The organism is Cyanobacterium sp. IPPAS B-1200, from assembly GCF_001747005.2.
Lineage (GTDB): Bacteria > Cyanobacteriota > Cyanobacteriia > Cyanobacteriales > Cyanobacteriaceae > Cyanobacterium.
Genome location: NZ_CP182899.1, coordinates 200,272 through 218,784 on the forward strand (window position 1 = coordinate 200,272; position 18,513 = coordinate 218,784).

Annotated in this window: 13 protein-coding genes and 1 riboswitch; of the genes, 5 read left to right on the forward strand and 8 right to left on the reverse strand. The window is 36.1% G+C overall.

All coding sequences use genetic code 11. The features are described from left to right. Window positions 1-38 precede the first annotated feature (38 nt). Window positions 39-464: a DUF411 domain-containing protein gene (locus tag A5482_RS00875; protein ID WP_242411901.1), complete on the forward strand. Its 426-nt coding sequence runs from the start codon at window positions 39-41 to the stop codon at window positions 462-464. A 376-nt stretch (window positions 465-840) separates the two neighbouring features. On the opposite strand, the gene A5482_RS00880 is transcribed toward A5482_RS00875, so the two are convergent. The 4 genes from A5482_RS00880 to A5482_RS00895 form a co-directional block, all read right to left on the reverse strand. Further along, window positions 841-2,130 carry a cytosine deaminase gene (locus A5482_RS00880; RefSeq protein WP_069789961.1) on the reverse strand — a complete coding sequence of 430 codons (1,290 nt, stop codon included), beginning with the start codon at window positions 2,128-2,130 and terminating at the stop codon, window positions 841-843. A 256-nt stretch (window positions 2,131-2,386) separates the two neighbouring features. Continuing rightward, window positions 2,387-3,439 carry an anthranilate phosphoribosyltransferase family protein gene (locus tag A5482_RS00885; RefSeq protein WP_069789960.1) on the reverse strand — a complete coding sequence of 351 codons (1,053 nt, stop codon included), beginning with the start codon at window positions 3,437-3,439 and terminating at the stop codon, window positions 2,387-2,389. Window positions 3,440-3,497: 58 nt separating this feature from the next. Further along, the gene (locus A5482_RS00890; RefSeq protein ID WP_161486823.1) at window positions 3,498-4,625 is read right to left on the reverse strand and encodes a HEAT repeat domain-containing protein; all 1,128 of its coding nucleotides are present in this window, start codon (window positions 4,623-4,625) and stop codon (window positions 3,498-3,500) included. Between the two features lie 314 nt (window positions 4,626-4,939). Then, a complete protein-coding gene (locus A5482_RS00895; RefSeq protein WP_069789958.1) occupies window positions 4,940-5,146 on the reverse strand; it encodes a glycogen debranching protein in 207 nt (68 codons plus the stop codon). Window positions 5,147-5,283: 137 nt separating this feature from the next. On the opposite strand from A5482_RS00895, the gene A5482_RS00900 reads away from it, so the two are divergent. Further along, window positions 5,284-6,687, forward strand: a complete 1,404-nt coding sequence (locus A5482_RS00900; protein WP_069789957.1) for an amidase — start codon at window positions 5,284-5,286, stop codon at window positions 6,685-6,687. A gap of 46 nt (window positions 6,688-6,733) precedes the next feature. Here A5482_RS00900 and A5482_RS00905 read toward each other — a convergent pair whose 3' ends face one another. The 4 genes from A5482_RS00905 to A5482_RS00920 all read right to left on the reverse strand — a co-directional run bounded on the left by A5482_RS00905 (window position 6,734) and on the right by A5482_RS00920 (window position 12,846). Continuing rightward, the gene (locus A5482_RS00905; RefSeq protein WP_069789956.1) at window positions 6,734-8,491 is read right to left on the reverse strand and encodes a two-component system response regulator; all 1,758 of its coding nucleotides are present in this window, start codon (window positions 8,489-8,491) and stop codon (window positions 6,734-6,736) included. A gap of 741 nt (window positions 8,492-9,232) precedes the next feature. Continuing rightward, a complete protein-coding gene (locus tag A5482_RS00910) occupies window positions 9,233-9,829 on the reverse strand; it encodes a hypothetical protein (RefSeq protein WP_069789955.1) in 597 nt (198 codons plus the stop codon). Window positions 9,830-9,873: 44 nt separating this feature from the next. Next, entirely contained in the window at window positions 9,874-10,749 is an 876-nt protein-coding gene (locus A5482_RS00915) for a (2Fe-2S) ferredoxin domain-containing protein (RefSeq protein WP_069789954.1), read from the reverse strand. A gap of 9 nt (window positions 10,750-10,758) precedes the next feature. Continuing rightward, window positions 10,759-12,846 (reverse strand): TonB-dependent receptor plug domain-containing protein, encoded by a 2,088-nt coding sequence (locus A5482_RS00920; protein WP_255365529.1) that lies wholly within the window; start codon window positions 12,844-12,846, stop codon window positions 10,759-10,761. A 24-nt stretch (window positions 12,847-12,870) separates the two neighbouring features. Beyond that, window positions 12,871-13,017, reverse strand: a riboswitch (cobalamin riboswitch). A 143-nt stretch (window positions 13,018-13,160) separates the two neighbouring features. Here A5482_RS00920 and A5482_RS00925 point away from each other — a divergent pair. The 3 genes from A5482_RS00925 to A5482_RS00935 all read left to right on the forward strand — a co-directional run bounded on the left by A5482_RS00925 (window position 13,161) and on the right by A5482_RS00935 (window position 18,350). Next, window positions 13,161-13,808 carry a MotA/TolQ/ExbB proton channel family protein gene (locus A5482_RS00925; protein ID WP_069789953.1) on the forward strand — a complete coding sequence of 216 codons (648 nt, stop codon included), beginning with the start codon at window positions 13,161-13,163 and terminating at the stop codon, window positions 13,806-13,808. Beyond that, on the forward strand, window positions 13,795-14,196 hold the full coding sequence (locus A5482_RS00930) for an ExbD/TolR family protein (protein ID WP_069789952.1): 402 nt from the start codon (window positions 13,795-13,797) through the stop codon (window positions 14,194-14,196). Before A5482_RS00925 ends, A5482_RS00930 begins: the two co-directional genes overlap by 14 nt. 146 nt (window positions 14,197-14,342) lie before the next feature. Continuing rightward, a complete protein-coding gene (locus A5482_RS00935; protein WP_083260386.1) occupies window positions 14,343-18,350 on the forward strand; it encodes a type ISP restriction/modification enzyme in 4,008 nt (1,335 codons plus the stop codon). Window positions 18,351-18,513: the final 163 nt, after the last annotated feature.

Below are 18,513 nucleotides of genomic sequence, written 5' to 3' on the forward strand. Positions count from 1 at the left end.
ATGCAAATGACATTCAAAATAGTTTTGAAAACCAAGTTATGGTTGCTAGTGTTTGGGATGAATCTAGTTTAGATTATATTGGAGCGAAAGAAGTCACTGTATATCGTAGTCCGTCTTGTAGTTGTTGTGGAGAGTGGATTTCTCACATTGAAAAACATGGGTTTGAGGTGAGAGAGATTAAAACTGATGATATGGAGACTATTAAACGTCAAAATAATTTACCTTCAGAGTTAGCATCTTGTCATACGGCTATTATTGACGGTTATGTGATGGAAGGACATATTCCTGCGGATGATATTAAACGTTTTTTGAATCAAAAATCCACCATGAAAGGATTAGCTGTGCCAAATATGCCTATTGGTAGTCCGGGTATGGAATCTAACAATATTAAGCAGCCTTTTGCTGTTTTAAGTTTTAATGATCAAGGAGATATTGCAGTTTTTAATGAATATGAAAACTATTAATAGAGTAAATAAAATTACAAAAATAGATTTACATATTCTTCCGACAAGTAAGGCGGATAATGTATTTTTAGATATTAAACCAAATCATACTAAATCCCGTTTAAATAATGTACTAATTATGGCGGAGAACTGAAAATAGGGAACGGGGAACACTTTATAATTTTGGATTAATAAGCGAATCCTCTCCATTTCAAATTGATGAATAGGTACATTATCTAATAAGGATTTGGTATTATTTATTGTTTTAAAATAAAAGATGAATGAAAATTAAAAAAATAAATTCTAGTATATATAATCCCTTAATTATCAATTATTATGAAATTAATTAATAGTAAGAAAAAATGGAAAGTGATAAAAGAGAAATAAGTTGTAGTTATTATTTTTCACCGTTAATAAATTTATCTAATTCTTCATAGTCGGGGAGTTGAGCATCTACTATTTTACCATTTCTAATTAAAGTGCGATCGCACTGATTTCGTGACAACAATTCACTAAAATAACGACCCTTAAAAACAATTAAATCTGCGGTACTTCCCACGCTTATTGTGCCTAGGTGGGGCAATTTGATCATTTTTGCTGGAGTTTTGGTTACAGAGGTGATCCAGTCGCCATAAGGGGTGTCTAGGTGGGCAATGCGTACGGACTGATTAAAAACTTCTAACATATCATGATCGCCAAAACCAAAAAAGGGATCTCGACAATTATCACTGGCAAAAGCCACCTTTATGCCTGCGTTTTTCAACTCTTTTGCCCTTGTTACCCCACGCCAAAAGGGGGTAGTTTCTTCCTGTCTATCTTGCAAATACAGGTTACACATGGGTAAACTAACGATGCTTATATTTGCTTGTTTTACTAATTCAATGGTTTTTTTGACTACTTCGGGGGGTTGCACTGCTAAGCTACAACAATGACCACAGATAATGTTACCTTGATAGTTCATTTTTATAGCAGTCTTTGCTATTTTTTGTAAACAAATTGAATCTATCTCATTGTTTTCGTCAGTATGAAAATCTAAATCTAAATTACGCTCAATGGCAAGTTTAAATACTGTTTCTATTTGTTTATCTATATCTTTATTCATATAAGCAACTCCCCCCAAATTCCCCTCATTTTCCGCCATTGTATCAGCTAATTTTTCGGCATCAGGGGTTAGGAAATAATCTAAGCTGACGAGGGATACTGCTTGAATTGTTAGTTTATTTTGCCATTCTTTTTGTAGTTGTTTCCAGATTTCTACACTCATAAAAGAATCATAACTATAACAGTCTAAATGGGTTCTAAGGGCGATCGCACCGTGGGCATAACTACACTTTAAGCCAAAGTTCATTCTTTGATAAACTTCTTCTGGATTCCAAAATTTAGCATCATTTCTAGCCATTTTTAAAGCCGTTGCAAAATCTCCTTTTAAGTTAGGAGAACGTTGATAAATATGTCCTTTATCTAAATGAGTATGAATATCGATAAAGCAGGGTAAAACAATGCCTTTTTTCAAATCTTTTCCTTGGGTATTATCATTAGCAGGAATAATTTGCTTTATTTTTTCTCCCTCAATTTCAATGTCACAAAGAACCAGATTTTCTCTAGTTTTTTGCTCAAATTTCATAGTTGAATTTTCAATCAGATCTAAGGGAATGTGAGCATTTTTTAGCCAATATTTATTATTCATTATTTAATATTCTTTATTATTAATATAGCGTTTTTTATAATTATGAGATACATTCATTATTCTTAAGTCCCCCGAATTTGCGGGGGATTTAGGGGGATCATCTTGTACTCCGTAACCACGATAATTGCTATAGTATAATTACTTCAGTTTATCAAAACTATATTATCTTTTAAAATTCTAACTTAAATTTTCTACTTATTAAGGCGGATAGGGGGGGGATCAAATTATTTACATTTTTAGAAAATGGATACTATATTTAATTACTTAAAACCGCTTTTATTTCTTCTAATTTAGTCAATAATTTATCAGTTTTTAATAAATCCTTAACATTGTTTATTCCTTCCTTCAAAGAAGGGGAATATCCGCAACGCCAAAGATAAAAACCACCATTCAAAATTGCACTTTCTAATAAAGTAGATTGTTGTCCTTGTACAAGTTTATGTAACTCTTGATAATAACTATCATAGTCCTTTAATTCAATGTCATGACGAGTCAAACCGAATTCTTCAGGATGAATTTTTAAATACTCATAACCCTCTTCTTTATCAGAACTATTAATACATACAATGGTGGTTTGTGCTAACTTTAAATCGGGGCTACCTTCTAAACCTTTGATGAGGGTAAACTGTTTTACTCCCCTAAGATGTAGGGCTTCTCTAATCATTTTTTCTGTGGGAGGATGGACAAAACCAGCTATTAAATGACTATTGCCTGTGTAGGGTTGCCAGATTAATTCTAGGGTAGCAAGGGGAGGACGTTTGCCGATTTCTTCTCTATATTGAACTAATTTATTTGCTAAGGGGAAATGTTGAGGTAAATAGAGGAAAGAAAAGTTAGTTTTTGCTAATAAATTTTGAGCTTTTTCTATGGTTAATTGACTTAAATCTATTCCTAAATTTTGCCAAATTTCAATAAGAGGTAATCCATATTTGGTGGGCATGGTTTTCCCTCCGTGCATTAAAACGGGGATGTTATGACAAGCCAAAATTAGGGCGGTGATAGGAGAAATGGGGGCTGTGCGCGATCGCCCATCGTAGGGAATTCCGAGTATAGTTAAGGGATAAGAGGTATTGGGGATAGTATCTAATGTTGCCCCCAATTCGCTATAGGCATCTAGCATTCCAGCTAATTCGATGCCTGTGGGGCGTTTAATACGTTGGGCAATGAGAAAAGCACCGATTTGGGCGGGGGTAGCTACCCCTGTTAACATCATTGTGGCGGCTTGGTGGGCTTCTTCTCTGGTTAAATCTTTATGGGTATGCGCCCCACTACCAACTTTTTTTAATAATTCTCTGAATTCTGCGCTCATTATGATGGATTTTCATTTAAGTTAGGGCTTGTCTATGGATTAAGACAATAAAGTTATTTTAATCTATGGTGGGAGTTTTATTTATGTTGTGAAAGGCTGATTGGGCATAAATTTTACTTTTCTCTCCTCCTGTATTGATAATTTTTATTAAAACGTCAAGGGATTCTTGAGCGTTGATTTGTTGCCATGTATAACAGAGATTTTGAATGATTTGATCTGATTTTTTTGCTAATTCATGGTTACGATAAAATTTTAGGGAGATTTTAGCAATGGTTTCTTTTATTTTTGGTTCGTTTATTCTGCCTAAAATGGCTATTATTTCACAACAAATTTCTTCTGATACTAAATATAATGCTTTTTCAAGGGCATGAATACTATGGCTGGTTTCTTGCCAAGCCAAGGATTTTATGATGGTATGTTGTAGGGGAATGGGGGTATGTGGTTTGATGAGGGTGGAAAAAAGGATGTCAGTGGCTAATGTATGGGGTATATGACTCAGGCAGATAGCGGCTTGTTGACAAACACTCAAGTCAACATCATCGAGAAAAGGGGTAATCAGAGTTACTAATTGTTGGGGGGAATAATATTTAGTTTTGCGCATTAATCCGATTAATGCTTCTTTTCTGATACTAGAGTGGTAGTCTTTGAGGGCGTTTTCTAAAATAGGGATAATACTGGAGTCATCAAAGTTGCTTAAAGAGGCGATCGCACTTTGTCTTATATCAAGATTACCATCATTAGCCACAGAAAGCAAGGGTTTAATAACTAAACGATGGGGAATTTGGGCTAGGGCTTTGGTAGCGCAAAGACGATATGGAGGAGAATCCAGTAGGGCAGTCAAGATAGAAATAGCCCTTTCCCCTTGACTAGCTAAAATCTGAGCGCCAACACTGATTAAATCTTCATCTTCCGTGGTGTTTAATAATTCACTGATGATTAAAACAATATCAGGGTTATCTAATTGACTAATAATTTTTAGGGCAAACCAACGATATTCACTATCTCTATTTTCGTCCAGAATTACCGCTTTTAATGGTTCAATGACTACTTCACTGTATTTTACCAGAACCTTGGCGATCGCCCATCGTTCTTCAAAACTACCATTTTCCAAAGTTTTAAGGGCAGAATGCAAGGAAAAAGACTCAAGATTGTTTAAAGGGAGATTGCTCTGTTGGGATAAATACATTATATTCTCAGTTTGTTGTACCATCTATTAACTACCATAGTCTAAGAAAATTCATTAACCTGATTTAGTCATTCACAATACATTTTTATTTTTGTCATGCAATAAACGCATCATGTTAAAGCATTATATGCATAAAAAGTGTAAAAAAAATAATCAGGGTACGCTCAATAAAACAAAATCTAATGACACAAAAGGTTTTGACACACTACAAGTATCAAAAAATAAACTTTCTTTGACAAAAACTCAACGAAAAACAGCAATAAATAGAAACAAAAAAAAGAATGGGGAGAAAATATAACCCCCAAACCATAATATTAACTCAACTTAAGAGCATTAACGGGAACATCATCCCAACTGTTAACAGTACGCAAAACAGCCTTCCAGCCTTGCTTTTGTTGATCATCCGTCAACTTTTCTTGCCAATCACGGTGACAATCATCCGCCGCTTCCTTATTCACTCCAGCAATACAGGCTTGAACAATTCCACAACCATCAATTTGTTCATTTACCCAAATAGTCATAACTCAAACCTCTATATTTTTACTCTATATTTATATTCTAAATGCCAACTCAAACCTAGAATCACTGCTTAATGTTTTGTAAATCTTTTACCATGGCAAAGGCAATGTTACCTTATAAAAAACTAGACTAATTAATTATGGATAACAATCTCCCCTTTACCAGCGCCCACGAGTTAGAAAAACTAATCCGAAAAAAAGAAATATCACCCCTCGAATTAACGGAATTATATTTGCAACGTATTGATGATATGGATGCCCAATGGGGTAGCTTCGCCCATGTCGCCCACGATAGCGCCATCAAAGATGCCCATGTGAAAACAGAAATTTTAGGCAACACCAAAAACACCCAAGAATTACCTACCTTTTTCGGGATTCCCACCGCCATCAAAGATTTATACTCCGTAAAAGGAATGCCCACCGCCTATGGCAACGGTTTTATAAAAGATAATATTGCCGATTTTGACAGTGGTATTGTCACCAAAATCAAAGAAGCCGGGATGATTATTTTAGGCAAAACAGCCACCTCAGAATTAGGCTCATTGCCCTATATTGAGTCCCCTAGTGTCCCCCCTTGTCGCAACCCTTACAACCCCAAATACACCGCAGGAGGCTCTAGTGGAGGGGCAGCTGCCGCCGTGGCTGGGGGCTTAATTCCTGTAGTACATGGGTCAGACGGTGGTGGTTCAGTGCGTGGTCCTGCTTTTTGTTGTGGTTTGGTGGGTTTAAAGCCTTCTCGGGGCAGAATTTCTAGCGCCCCTGTGGGAGATTATTTAGCAGGAATGGCAACCCAAGGTTGTTTGAGTCGTAGCGTCATGGATTCGGCTATGTTACTAGATATTTTATCGGGTTATGTGATGGGAGATCCCTATTGGTTAGACAATCCCTCCGAAAGTTTTGCTTCTTTGGTTACAAAAAATCCACCTTCTCTCAAAATTGCCTTTGCTACGGAGATATTACCTTTTGGTAAGGCTGATGATTGTTTACAAAAACAGGTAAAGGATGCGGTAGATATTTTTGCGGATATGGGACATAAATTAACGGAAGGTTGTCCAGATTTTTCTAGTATCGTTGAGCCTTTCAAAATCATTTGGCAAGGAAGTATGGTGCAGGGCGATTTCCCTGATGCTATTCTTAGCCCGATGAATCTTTGGTTAAGGAAAACCGCACCTAGTTTGAGAGAGTATTTAAATGCTGTCCATCAAATACAGGTGATTTCCCGTCAAATAGTGGCTTTTTTTGCTGATTTCGATGTGTTGATTTTACCTACTTATCTTCAACCTCCCATTAAAGTCGGCGAGTGGGCAAGTCTATCATCTGAAGTTACTTTAGATCATATCATTAATTGGATTGCACCTTGTCCACCCTTTAATGCTACTGGACAACCGGCGATCGCCCTTCCCACAGGATTTACCGATTCAGGCTTACCCATCGGCATCCAAATTGTCGGCAAACCTAAAGATGAAACAACTATTCTTCAATTAGCTTATCAATTAGAGCAAATTAAACAATGGCAAAAATACCGACCTTCTAGCATAGACTAGCATTGAATAATGGGTGTGATCTGAAACTTCCCCATGAGAAGAAACTCTAATGGTTTCTAAGACTAATTAAATCAATTAGTTGATCAAAAGCAATGGGACGACTAAATAAATAACCCTGAAAAATATCACAATCATTATTAGCTAAAAAGTTTAATTCTCCGGGGGTTTCTACCCCTTCTGCCACCACTTTTAAATTTAATTGGTGTGCCATTTCAATTAAACATCTAACAATACTAGCATTTTTATAATTGCCATCAATATTTTTTATAAAATCTCTATCAATCTTTAAAGTATCAAAATTAAAATGTTGCAAATAACCAAGGGAAGAGTAGCCTTTACCAAAGTCATCGATCGCAATTTTTAATCCAGCAGATTTAAGTTTGTTTAATTTTTTTACTGCCAAGGAAGGATTTTTGATTAATAAACTTTCTGTTAATTCTATTTCCAAAAACTGAGGATTAAAATAGTGATCAGCTAATATCTTAAATATTTTTTGTTCTAGTAGATTATCATTAAATTGACGGGGAGAAAAATTTACAGACACTTGCATTTGTTGACCGCATCTTTTTTCCAAAATTTTAAAATCTTCACAACTTTTATTCAGTACCCATTGTCCGATGCTATCGATCAAACCAATTTGTTCGGCAATGGGAATAAAAACGGCAGGGGAAATGTTACTATACCCTGGATCATTCCATCTTAAAAGAGCTTCAATACCGATTATTTTGTTAGTTTTAAGGTTTACTTTTGGTTGATAAAAAACTTCAAATTCTTCATTAGCTAAAGCATCATGTAATTTTGTTTCTATGGCTACTTCATTTTTATTATTGGTATGAAATGCGGGGGAATAGACTTCGTATTGATTTAATCCTACAGTTTTATTCTCAGTAACAACAGCTTTCGCATTATTTAATAACTCATTAATTGTGTCTCCCTGAATAGGATAAAAACTAATACCAATATTAAAATCAATATAGATTTTTTGTTTTTTATAAATAAGAGGAGGAGTAATTGTTTTTAATAAATTTTCTGCTAAATCAATGGCACTTTGACGATGTCTAATAGGTTCAGTAATTAAACAGAATTCATAGTGTTCTAATTTTGCGAGAATTATGTCATCTCCTAGATTCGCTTTTAACCTTTTGACCACTGCTTTAAATAGGGAATTAGAAATATCAATACCTAATTCATCTCGGATTAAATTAAAACGGCTAAAGTCAAGATAAAAAATAGGAATTAAAGATGGTATTGTTTCTTCGTTATTGTCGGCACTTGCATTTATTTGTTGATAAAAAACTTCTAAAATGGCGTTGAAATTTTCTACTAAGGATAGCTGATTTGGTAATTGAGTTAAACTATCGTATTTACTGACGGCGTTTAACTTTTCTTGTTGTTTTACTAACTGTAATTCTTTATCAACAATTTGTTGATGTTTATTGAGCGCGATACTAATATTGCTTTCTAAAACTTCTATTTTGTAAGGTTTGGCAATGAATCCATAGGGGGAAGTTTTGATGGCTCTTTTAATGGTATTTTGATCTGTATAAGCGGTAAGGTAGATGATTGGAATGGAATTGGAAGTTTTTTTAGCTATTTCTTCTGCAAGGATGATGCCATCATCATTTTTTATTTTTATGTCCATCAGAACTAAGTCTGGCTTACTCTTATAAATACCATGTAGGGCATCTTTTCTATTGTCGGCTAATCCTACTACTCTATAACCTATGGTTTCTAAGTCTAATTTTAGGCTTTCTGCCGCGATCGCCTCGTCTTCTACTATAAATATAGTAATGGGATTAGTCATAGTATTTTTTTGTAAAGGGAGAGGTTGATGATTTTTTATCTTATCTTGAATTCCTCGATTTTAATAAGGTAAAATTATCACCTTTGTAAGGATGTTTTTAACTCACTTTAGAGGAAATATATAAATAATAAACTATTTTTACCTATTCTTGATTATAGTTCATGGAAAAGATTAATTAGTATGATTAAGAGGAATCACCTATGTGTAATTTAAGTCTTGTTAGCTGTCGTAATTTTGAATTATTCGTCTTACAATAATACTCAATGATTGACGGATGGAGATTTAAATATTTTTTTCAAATAAAACCCATAATTTTTTTGACTATGGGTAAAAATTTTACAAGTATAAAATACAGTCGTTACATTATGCGTCGTTACAATTTTTACTTTTTTGTTATTCACCTAGCTACTTTTTCAAGAAGTTAAATTATCTTTTTGTCCTTGCTCTATGGAGGGAGATGAGTAGGTTATGGTATTTATTTTGCAAGTAAATTGCAGTTAAGGCACTTTTTCCATATTAAAAGTTTGCACTAACTAATAATATTTTGCAATAAAAGTAGAAGGGTTTAAATTAGATAGTGGGGAGATAAAGAAAAATTATTAAATTTTTAACGATGTTGGAGTGATTGGGCGTTAAAAGTAATGATTACGACATGAACCGAAACTCAATTACTTTTTGTTCTTTTTGATTTCTCGGTGCAGATAAGATTTTACAAGGGGTTAAAACCCCTTGCCTCGTCAATTATTTCATTTTCCCTTTGGGGCTAAATTTGAGTTTTTGAGCAATTAAGACATTGTGTAATGCCATTAATCCTAAAGTCCATAAAGCATTAACGTAAAATACTTGCCAAAGTACAGATATATTAAAGCCGTGTAAATCTCCTAACACAACTCCACCGAGCCAAATCATGGCTTGATAAGCGACGAAACCGATGATAAGGGTTAAGCCGATGGCAGAAAGATATTGACGGAAGTTTTTGCTTTGTCTGTCAAATTGGAATAAACCAAAGGTACAGGCGAGAAGTCCGCCTAATAGGATGACAACACCCCAAGCAAAGGTACTAAAATCGAGGGGATAATCTCTCATGGTAAAGCCAATTACTTGGTTTACAAACCACATTAATAAGATGGTGGTGATGGCTTTTGATTTTGATAAATTAGTAGATGCGATCGCACCGAAGCCCACCAAAGGTAAAGCACAGGTAAACACCACATTACTAAAACTACCCAAAGCAAGGAGAGCAAAAAACCAAGTACGGCTATTATTCACCGTAATTTGACAACTTGCCCAATTAATCTTGTCTGAATCATTGGGAAATCTGGAAACTGAAAGAGTCATAATCAATACCTCATTGATAATATTTGTTACGAAAACGAAAATCCCTAGGGTGACATAGGGGGATAAAGATGATCAGCCATTTTGTTGCCTCCTACGATATGTTTATGGACAATATCCCTTGCCACCTCAGGAGAAACCCTTGTGTACCAAGTTTTGTCCCCCGAATAAAAAACCACTGGCCCCATTTTGCACACCTCCAAACAACCCGAAGTTTTTACCTTAATATCAAGTCCTGTTTTTTCTACCTCCTCCTGTAGTGCATCAAAAATAGGTTGCCAATCCTGACAAGGATAACAGCGCCCCGAACGACACACCGACAAATAAGGGGTTTTCAAAGGATTACGATCATAGGGAATAGGTTTTTCCCCCAAAACATAAATATCTCGCAACTCCTCATATAAACTAAGTCTTGCCAAATCTGGCTTATGCTCAGGTAATAAATTATCATCCTCATCCACAAAAGGATTAGGCAGAAAAATATTCATCATCTTTTCCCCTGCCCCATTCCAAAACTGAATACCCCAACTGCGAGGCTGATTCTTTTCATTAAAACGACGATAAAAAGAAGCTCTACTAACAACCCTTTGTTGTCGTAACGATAAAGGCGTTTTCTCATCCGGGCCTCCCCCATGTTCTTCTAAACAAAGGTGTAAGTGCCAAGCATCCGTCACCACAGTCAGATAACCGTCATAGATAACACATACCTTGGGGGGTTTGGTTAGTTCTAATTCTAAGACGCTACCTTCTACCACATGACCTACTTGGGTTTCTTGCCAATGTTCTTGAAACAAAGTGTATAGTAAACAACCGAGGGTATCCACATCACAGGGAATATCTTCATATTCCATCAAGCCCCCTGTAACGAGATTTTCTGTAGTTAACTTATTTAGAGGTTTAACCCAAGGATTAAATTCGCCCATAATTGACTCCTAAAATGTTGCATTCACCCCGACTCGGAAATTTCTACCGAGGGCGGGAAAACCGGGGAATTGTTCATATTGTTTATCAAATATATTATCTATTCCCCCTGTTAAGTTAACATTAGCAGAGAGAGGAATGCGGGTTTTAAAATCTACGGTGGTGTATCCTGGCAAAGAATCGGTATTGGAGTTATTGATAAAGTAACCGCCCAAACTTTTGAGAATCAGAGCAAGATAAATCTCTTTTTCGTAAGCAATACCAAGGTTAAAACTATTTGCCCCCCTGAAGCCTAGCTCATTTCCTTCGATGGCGGGGTTAACATCTTCTATGATGCGAGGATCATTTAAAGTATAGTTGGCAAAGGCAAAAAAGTTGGGGGCTACCTGAACATTTAAGTCGGCTTCTATGCCTGTGCTTTTGATTTCGCCGATGTTGGTGTAGGTGCTAGGGTTGCCAAACTCGAAGTTAATGAGGTTATCAATGCGATTACTAAAAAAGGTGAATCTTAATAGCCCGATGTCTCCCAATTGTTGATCGATACCAATATCAAAACTATTGCCCCTTTCGGGTTTTAGCTCAGGATTACCGACAATATTAAATGCTCCTAAACCTTCTAGGTTAACAATTTGGGGAGATCTAAAACTTTTACCATAGTTTGCCCTGACGGTGGTGGTGGGGGTAATGTGGTATCTTGCCCCGATGCTAGGGGAAGTGAAAGAGCCATTTACAAGGCTATTAAAGTCTTGTCGGATTCCTAGATTAAGGTTAAATTCGGGGGTCAAATCAACGTTGTAACTAGCAAAAAGGGCTTGTTGGCTGATGCTACCGTCATAGTTGAAGGTGGTGATGCCACTGTTGCTACTAAAGGTGTTGTTTTCTGCTTGGGTGTTACGAAAATCGTAGCCGTAGGTAATGTTTTGATTGGGGGTTAGTTGCCAGTTGTGTTGAACTTGTAACCCTAATGCTCGGCGGTTAATGTCATCTCTCCCTGCAGAAAAACCATCGGGGTTCTCAAATTTGTAGTCGAGAAAATCTCCAAAAATTCTGGTGGTAAGGAGGGAGTCGTCTCCTCCTCCTAGTTTTGATTCTAGGGTTAAATCAAGGAAGAGTTCATCGGTATTTTGTCGGGCGAGGGGAGTAAGGCTGTTGAAGGGGGCTTCGGGTACAGCAATTCCCCCTGCTACTCCAAATTCTTTGTTGAGGTAAAGGGCGCTAAAGGTGAGCTTGTTGCGATCGCCCAGATTTCCTGCTAATTTCAAATTGAAGTTATTATAAAGTACATCGGCGTTTTCTCTTTGGGATTCTAGCCCGATGCGATCGATACGGAAGGGGAAGTTATTATCAGATTGGGTTCTGGTGTATCCCACCGCCCAGCTAACACCGTTAGTTTCCCCACGACTCTGAATGGCTTGTTCATTTAAACCAAAACTACCCACATTAGCCCTGACGGTTACTTGAGGAGTTTCCCCCGCACCGCTACGGGTAACAATGTTGATAACACCCCCAAGGGCATCGGAGCCATAAAGGGTAGAGCCGCCCCCGGGTAAAAGTTCAATTCTTTCAATGTTATCGGTGGTAAAGCTAGATAGATCAAAACCCCCAAAACGACCAACATCATTAATAGGTCTGCCATCGAGTAATATCAATACTTGAGAGGTACTAGCACCCCGAATAATTTGGGTACTTTGCGCCCCTAATTGCCCTCCTGTGGTGCCATCACTCAAAACCCCCGGCAAGTATTTTAGGGCTTCTTGGACGGTTCTAGCCCCCTGAGCCTCTATTTGTTGCCTATTGATGACATATACGGGGCGACTAGAATCCCTAACGGTGGCTTCCCTTCTGAAAGGGGCAAACACTGGTTGATTGAGAATTTTATCGGTTATGATAATAAAAATTTCTTGTTCTTCTTCGGGAGTTAGATTATTTTCTACCTCTTGCTCTTCTTCTGATTGAGTTAAACTATTTTCTATTTGTGGCTCTTCTTCGGGTTGAGCGGACAAGGGAACACCATTATTAAACAGGACAGTTGCCACTAATAAAGGCAATGCCCAAGCTAGACTTTTGCTTTGCAAAAGCCACCAATATTTATTCTTCATCCATACCTCGCAGATGATATTTGATTATGTAGATTTATTTTGGTGGGCATCCTGACTCAAAGACTTGATATGTCTTATTTACAGTTGCGGGACAGTGCTGGATTTTCACCAATCTTTCCCCGTTTCCTCTAATGGCTGACCCCCATTAGAACCAAAAGTTTATGTGATAGCCTACTAATGTATCGCACTAGGTGGCTTTTGTCAAACTGAGTTTCATCAGTTTTATTGCTAAAGATTATACATAACTTTACTATTTTGTTATATTATATTTTTGAGTTTAATTAATAACTATTTGCAATTAGTGTGGTGATTAAATGTTTTTTGATGATTTGTTGAGTATGGGAGGGGTGGTAGCCATTCCCCTATTAGTTTTTTCTTTGATTACGGTGGCTTTGATCGTGGAGCGGTTTTGGTTTTGGACTAGAATTAAGTCAAGGGAAAAGCCTTTGATTCGGGAGGTTTTGAAAATTTATCGCTCTGATTGTGTAACGGCGATCGCCCGTTTGCGCAAAAATATAGATCTACCTATGGCGAGAATCTTTTTGGAGGCTTTAGAATTAGAAGGGGCAGATTCCACAGAGTTTCGCCTTGCCCTAGAAACCGCAACCCAAGCAGAATTACCCCTATTGAAAAGGTTTAATACTTTCTTTCAAACGGTGATTACGGTGGCGCCTTTGTTGGGTTTGTTGGGTACTATCTTGGGTTTAATCGAATCCTTTGCATCCCTTGATTTGGGTAATGCAGGAGGGACAAACACCGCAGGGGTGACGGGGGGAATCAGTGAAGCCCTTGTATCTACGGTGATGGGGTTGGTAGTGGCGATCGCAACTTTGATATTTGCCAATGTTTTTCGTTCTTTTTATCTACGCCAAATTGCTTTGATACAGGAATATGGTGGACAGTTAGAGCTTTTGTATCGTCGTTTATATGAAAAAGGAAATAAGTCTTATGCGAATACCTGAAGAAAATGATGTGCAGGGGGAAATTAATATTGTGCCGATGATTGACGCTATTTTTTCTATTTTGGCGTTTTTCATCATCTCCAGTTTATCCCTCATTCGCTCCCAAGGATTACCAGTAAATCTGCCTTCTGCCCAAACTTCCCAACCGAATCAGCAGGAGGAAATCAATATCACCATCCAAGAAGACGGTAGCACTTTCCTTGACGGGAAACCTATTTTAGTGGATGATGTGCGATCGCAAGTTACTGATTTAATGGGTGAAAATCAAGAGGCTATGGTAATTATCAATGCTGATGAGAAAGTATCCCACGGGGTTGTGGTATCAGTAATGGATCAACTTAGACAGGTACAAGGGGCTACTTTGGCGATCGCCACTAAAGATCAATAATACTTATTAGGTTTTTTCCCTGCGAACTTAAATTCCCCGTAAATGTTGAAAGTAAAAGGTATTTAGTTTATTTAAAAAACTTATTCAATTTTAGAACGGCTTTATTCTAAACTAAAAAAAATGTTCCCTTTAAAGCCCATCAGCCTATGTCTCGCATTCTCATTAACCAATACCGCAAAGAATTGGAAAATAGAAAACGTTATGGAGGCAGTACCAATGAAGGCTCCATCCGTTACGCTTTCGCCACTTTATTAAATGGTTATTGTCGCCCGAGGGATTTTATTCTGGTAGAGGAATTGACCATCGCTTCTCGTTTGCAGACTAAAATTAGGTTAGATGGCATCGTCAAAGACGCACTCAGGCTTGATTGGGGATATTGGGAAGCCAAGGACGAAAAAGATAGCCTTGATGCAGAAATTGAAGCGAAATTCAAAAAAGGTTATCCCACTGATAATATTTTGTTTGAGGATACCAAAAACGCCATCCTAATCCAAAACGATAACGAATCCATGCGGATTCCTATGGATGATGACGATGCTTTGGATGAGTTAATTAATAAATTTTTAGACTATGAAAGGGCAGAAGTAAAAGATTTTCGCAGTGCGATCGCCACTTTCAGCCAAGACTTACCCACCATAATCGATACTCTTAGAAATTTGATCGATAGTCAAGACCCTATCATCTCTCAAGGTAAGGGGCAGGATTTACGAGGCAAGGGGCAGGATTTACGAGGCAAGGGGCTTAAGCCCCTTGTTACAAACTCGGAAGAGAATAAACCTAATCAAAAATTCATTGAAGCAAGGAATAAATTCCTCAAAGTCTGTCAAGACTCTATCAATCCCGACATCTCCGTTGATGACATCCGAGAGATGATTATTCAACACATTTTAACAGAAGATATATTCACCAATATTTTTAGTGATGCTCAATTTCACCAAGAAAATAACATCGCCAAACAACTAAATGAAGTTATCAAAACCTTCTTTACAGGTAGCGTTAAAAGAAACACATTTAAAACCATTCAAAGTTATTATAATGCCATTATTCGCACCGCTTCCAGCATTGTTAATCACCAAGAAAAACAAAAATTTTTAAAAGTAGTTTACGAAAACTTTTATAAAGCCTATAATCCCAAAGAAGCAGACAGATTGGGTATTGTTTATACCCCTAACGAAATAGTCAAATTTATGGTACAAAGTACCGATTATTTATTAGAAAAACACTTTAACAAAACCCTTGGGGATAAGGGAGTAGAAATATTAGATCCTTGTACTGGTACGGGTACATTTATCACAGAAATATTAGATTATTTATTAACCAGAGATATTGACCATAAATATCAGCATGAGATTCATTGTAATGAGATGTCAATTTTGCCCTACTACATTGCGAATCTGAATATTGAATATACTTATCAGCAAAGAATAGGAGAGTATTTAGAGTTTAATAATATCTGTTTAATGGATACTTTAGATAACAGTAATTTTGCAGGTAAACAATTTGATTTGTTCGCTATGAATCAAGAAAATACAGGAAGAATTAAACGACAAAATGAAACTGATATTTCCGTCATTATTGGTAATCCTCCCTACAATGCTAAACAGGAAAATTTTAATGATAATAATGCTAATCGTAAGTATGAAACTATTGATAAAAGAATTAAAGATACTTACATAAAAGAAGGTACCGCCCAAAATCAAATCGTTGTGTATGATATGTACACTCGTTTTCTTCGTTGGGCAACGGATAGATTAGGAGATGAGGGAATTGTTGCTTTTGTGTCTAATTCTTCTTTTGTTGATGCTTTGGCTTTCGATGGTTTTAGAAAAATTGTTGCTGAAGAATTTAATGAAATTTGGATTATTAACACCAAAGGAAATGCTCGTAATAGTGGTGAAAGAAGAAGACAAGAGGGAGGAAATGTATTTAGTGATTTAATAAAAGTTGGCGTAGCAGTTTATTTCTTGATAAAAAACCCTCAGAAGAAAGGATTTAAGATTTACTATCATGAATTAGATGATTATTTAAAAGCAGATGATAAAAAAGTATTTTTTGTTCAAAATAGGATTGAAAGTATTAATTTTTCAAGTTTAAAACCTGACAAAAATAATAATTGGATTAATCAAACAGATAATGATTTTGATGATTTAATCGCTTTGATTGATAAGGATGTCAAAGCAGGTAAAAGTAAAACAGTTAAGAATGAAGTAACAGGAAAGTTAGAAAATCAAGTTTGTGATGAGGCAATTTTTCAACTGTTTTCTAATGGATTAGAAACAGGGAGAGATCAATGGATATACGATTTTTCTAAAAATAATTTAAAAGAAAAAGTTGATTTTTTTATTAATCAATATAATCAAAGTATATCTAACAAAAATAAAAGTTGTAAAATAAAGTGGAATAGAGATCTAAATAATTTACTTGAAAGAAAAAAAAGGGTAACATTTACTTTAAACAAGATTGTTGATTCTCATTTTAGACCTTTTATCTTAAAAAAATACTATGCAGATAATGAATTAAATTATTTACTCACTAAAAATCATTATGATATGTTTGGAAATAGTTTGTGCGATATAAATAAAGTTATTATTTTTTCTGGTACTGGATTTAATCAACCATTTCATTGCTTAACATCTAAATATCTGTCTGAAAGACACTTTGTTGAAAAGTCACAATGTTTACCATTATATAGATACGAAGAAGGAGAGAGGATAGAGAATATAACCGATTGGACATTGGATTTGTTTCGTGAGCATTACAACGTCTCAACAAGGGGCTTAAGCCCCTTGCCCCCCAACAATAACTCCTTTCTCTCTAATAGCACTTTATCTGCCGACGAACATTTAACAATGAGCTTAAGTACATTGCCTGAGAGTAATGTATCACCTGAAAACTGGTGGCTTGTGACATTTGTTACCCATAATTCTCGTATATCAGAAAGAATGGTTACTTATGGAGTGAAAAAAGGAGAACCATTAATTTTTAGTGAAGAAGATAAAGTTTTGATAGCTGAAAAAATCTTGGAATCAGTGAGAAAATATGGTCTTAATATTATCACTTTTAATGTTTTACCAGATCATGTTCATTTAATTATCAGTAGTAATACGGAAAAAGAATTAACAGAAAATATTAGAAAACTAAAAGGATTTATTTCTTTTGAATTTAAGAAATTAAACAATTGGGAAAATGGTCAACAATTTTGGGCTCAAAAATTTCATAGAGAAGTTATTGAAGATGAGGAACATTTACGAAATGCCATAGAATATATTGAAAATAATCATCTCAAGCATAGCGAAACTTGGGGAGAGCAAATAATAACAACTTGGGAAGACAGCATTAAGAATATTGTTCAACAAACACAGAATATAACAAAGCATTTAAATCCATTATGGAATGACTCCGTAACAATAGGCTTAAACCCATTGCTTGAAAACCATCCTTTACTTAAAAATAACTCATCACAGAATAATGAATTAATTACTAAAGAAGACATTTTTAATTATGTTTATGGAGTTTTACATAACCCTGAATATCGCCAAAAATATGAACTAAATTTAAAAAGGGAATTCCCCAGAATACCGCTTTATGATGACTTTTGGCAGTGGGCAAATTGGGGCAAAAAGTTGATGGATTTACATTTAAATTATGAAACCATTGAGCCTTACAAGTTAAGAAGAATTGATTTACCCAACGCCAAAACAAGGGGCTTAAGCCCCTTGCCTGAAACTAGCCCCTCACCTGAAACTAGCCCCTCACCTGAAAATAGCCCCTCACCTGAAAATAGCTCTTTGCCTGAAACTAGCCTCTCGCCTGAAAATAGCCCCTTACTTGAAAGTAGCTCTTTGCCTAAGTCTCAACCTAAAATAAAAGTAAAATTGAAAGCGGACAAAGTCAAACATAAAATTATCCTTGATGAGATTACCACTTTAGAAAATATCCCTCCTGTGGCATGGGAATATAAATTGGGAAATCGTAGTGCCTTGGAGTGGGTTTTGGATCAATATAAGGAGAAAAAACCAAGGGATAAAACCATCGCTGAAAAGTTTAACAATTATCGTTTTGCTGATTATAAGGAGGAGGTAATTGATTTGTTGATGAGGGTAACTACGGTAAGTATAGAAACTATGAAAATCATTGATGAGATGAATCTGTAAATTTTAACAAGGGGCTTAAGCCCATTGCCTGACTTCCCAATCCCCTTGCCTGACTCCCAATCCCATTGCCTGACTTCCCAAGCCCCTTGCCTGACTCCCAAGCCTCTTGCCTGACTCCCAATCCCATTGCCTAAAACTAAAAAACCCTCCAAAAAAGGAGGGC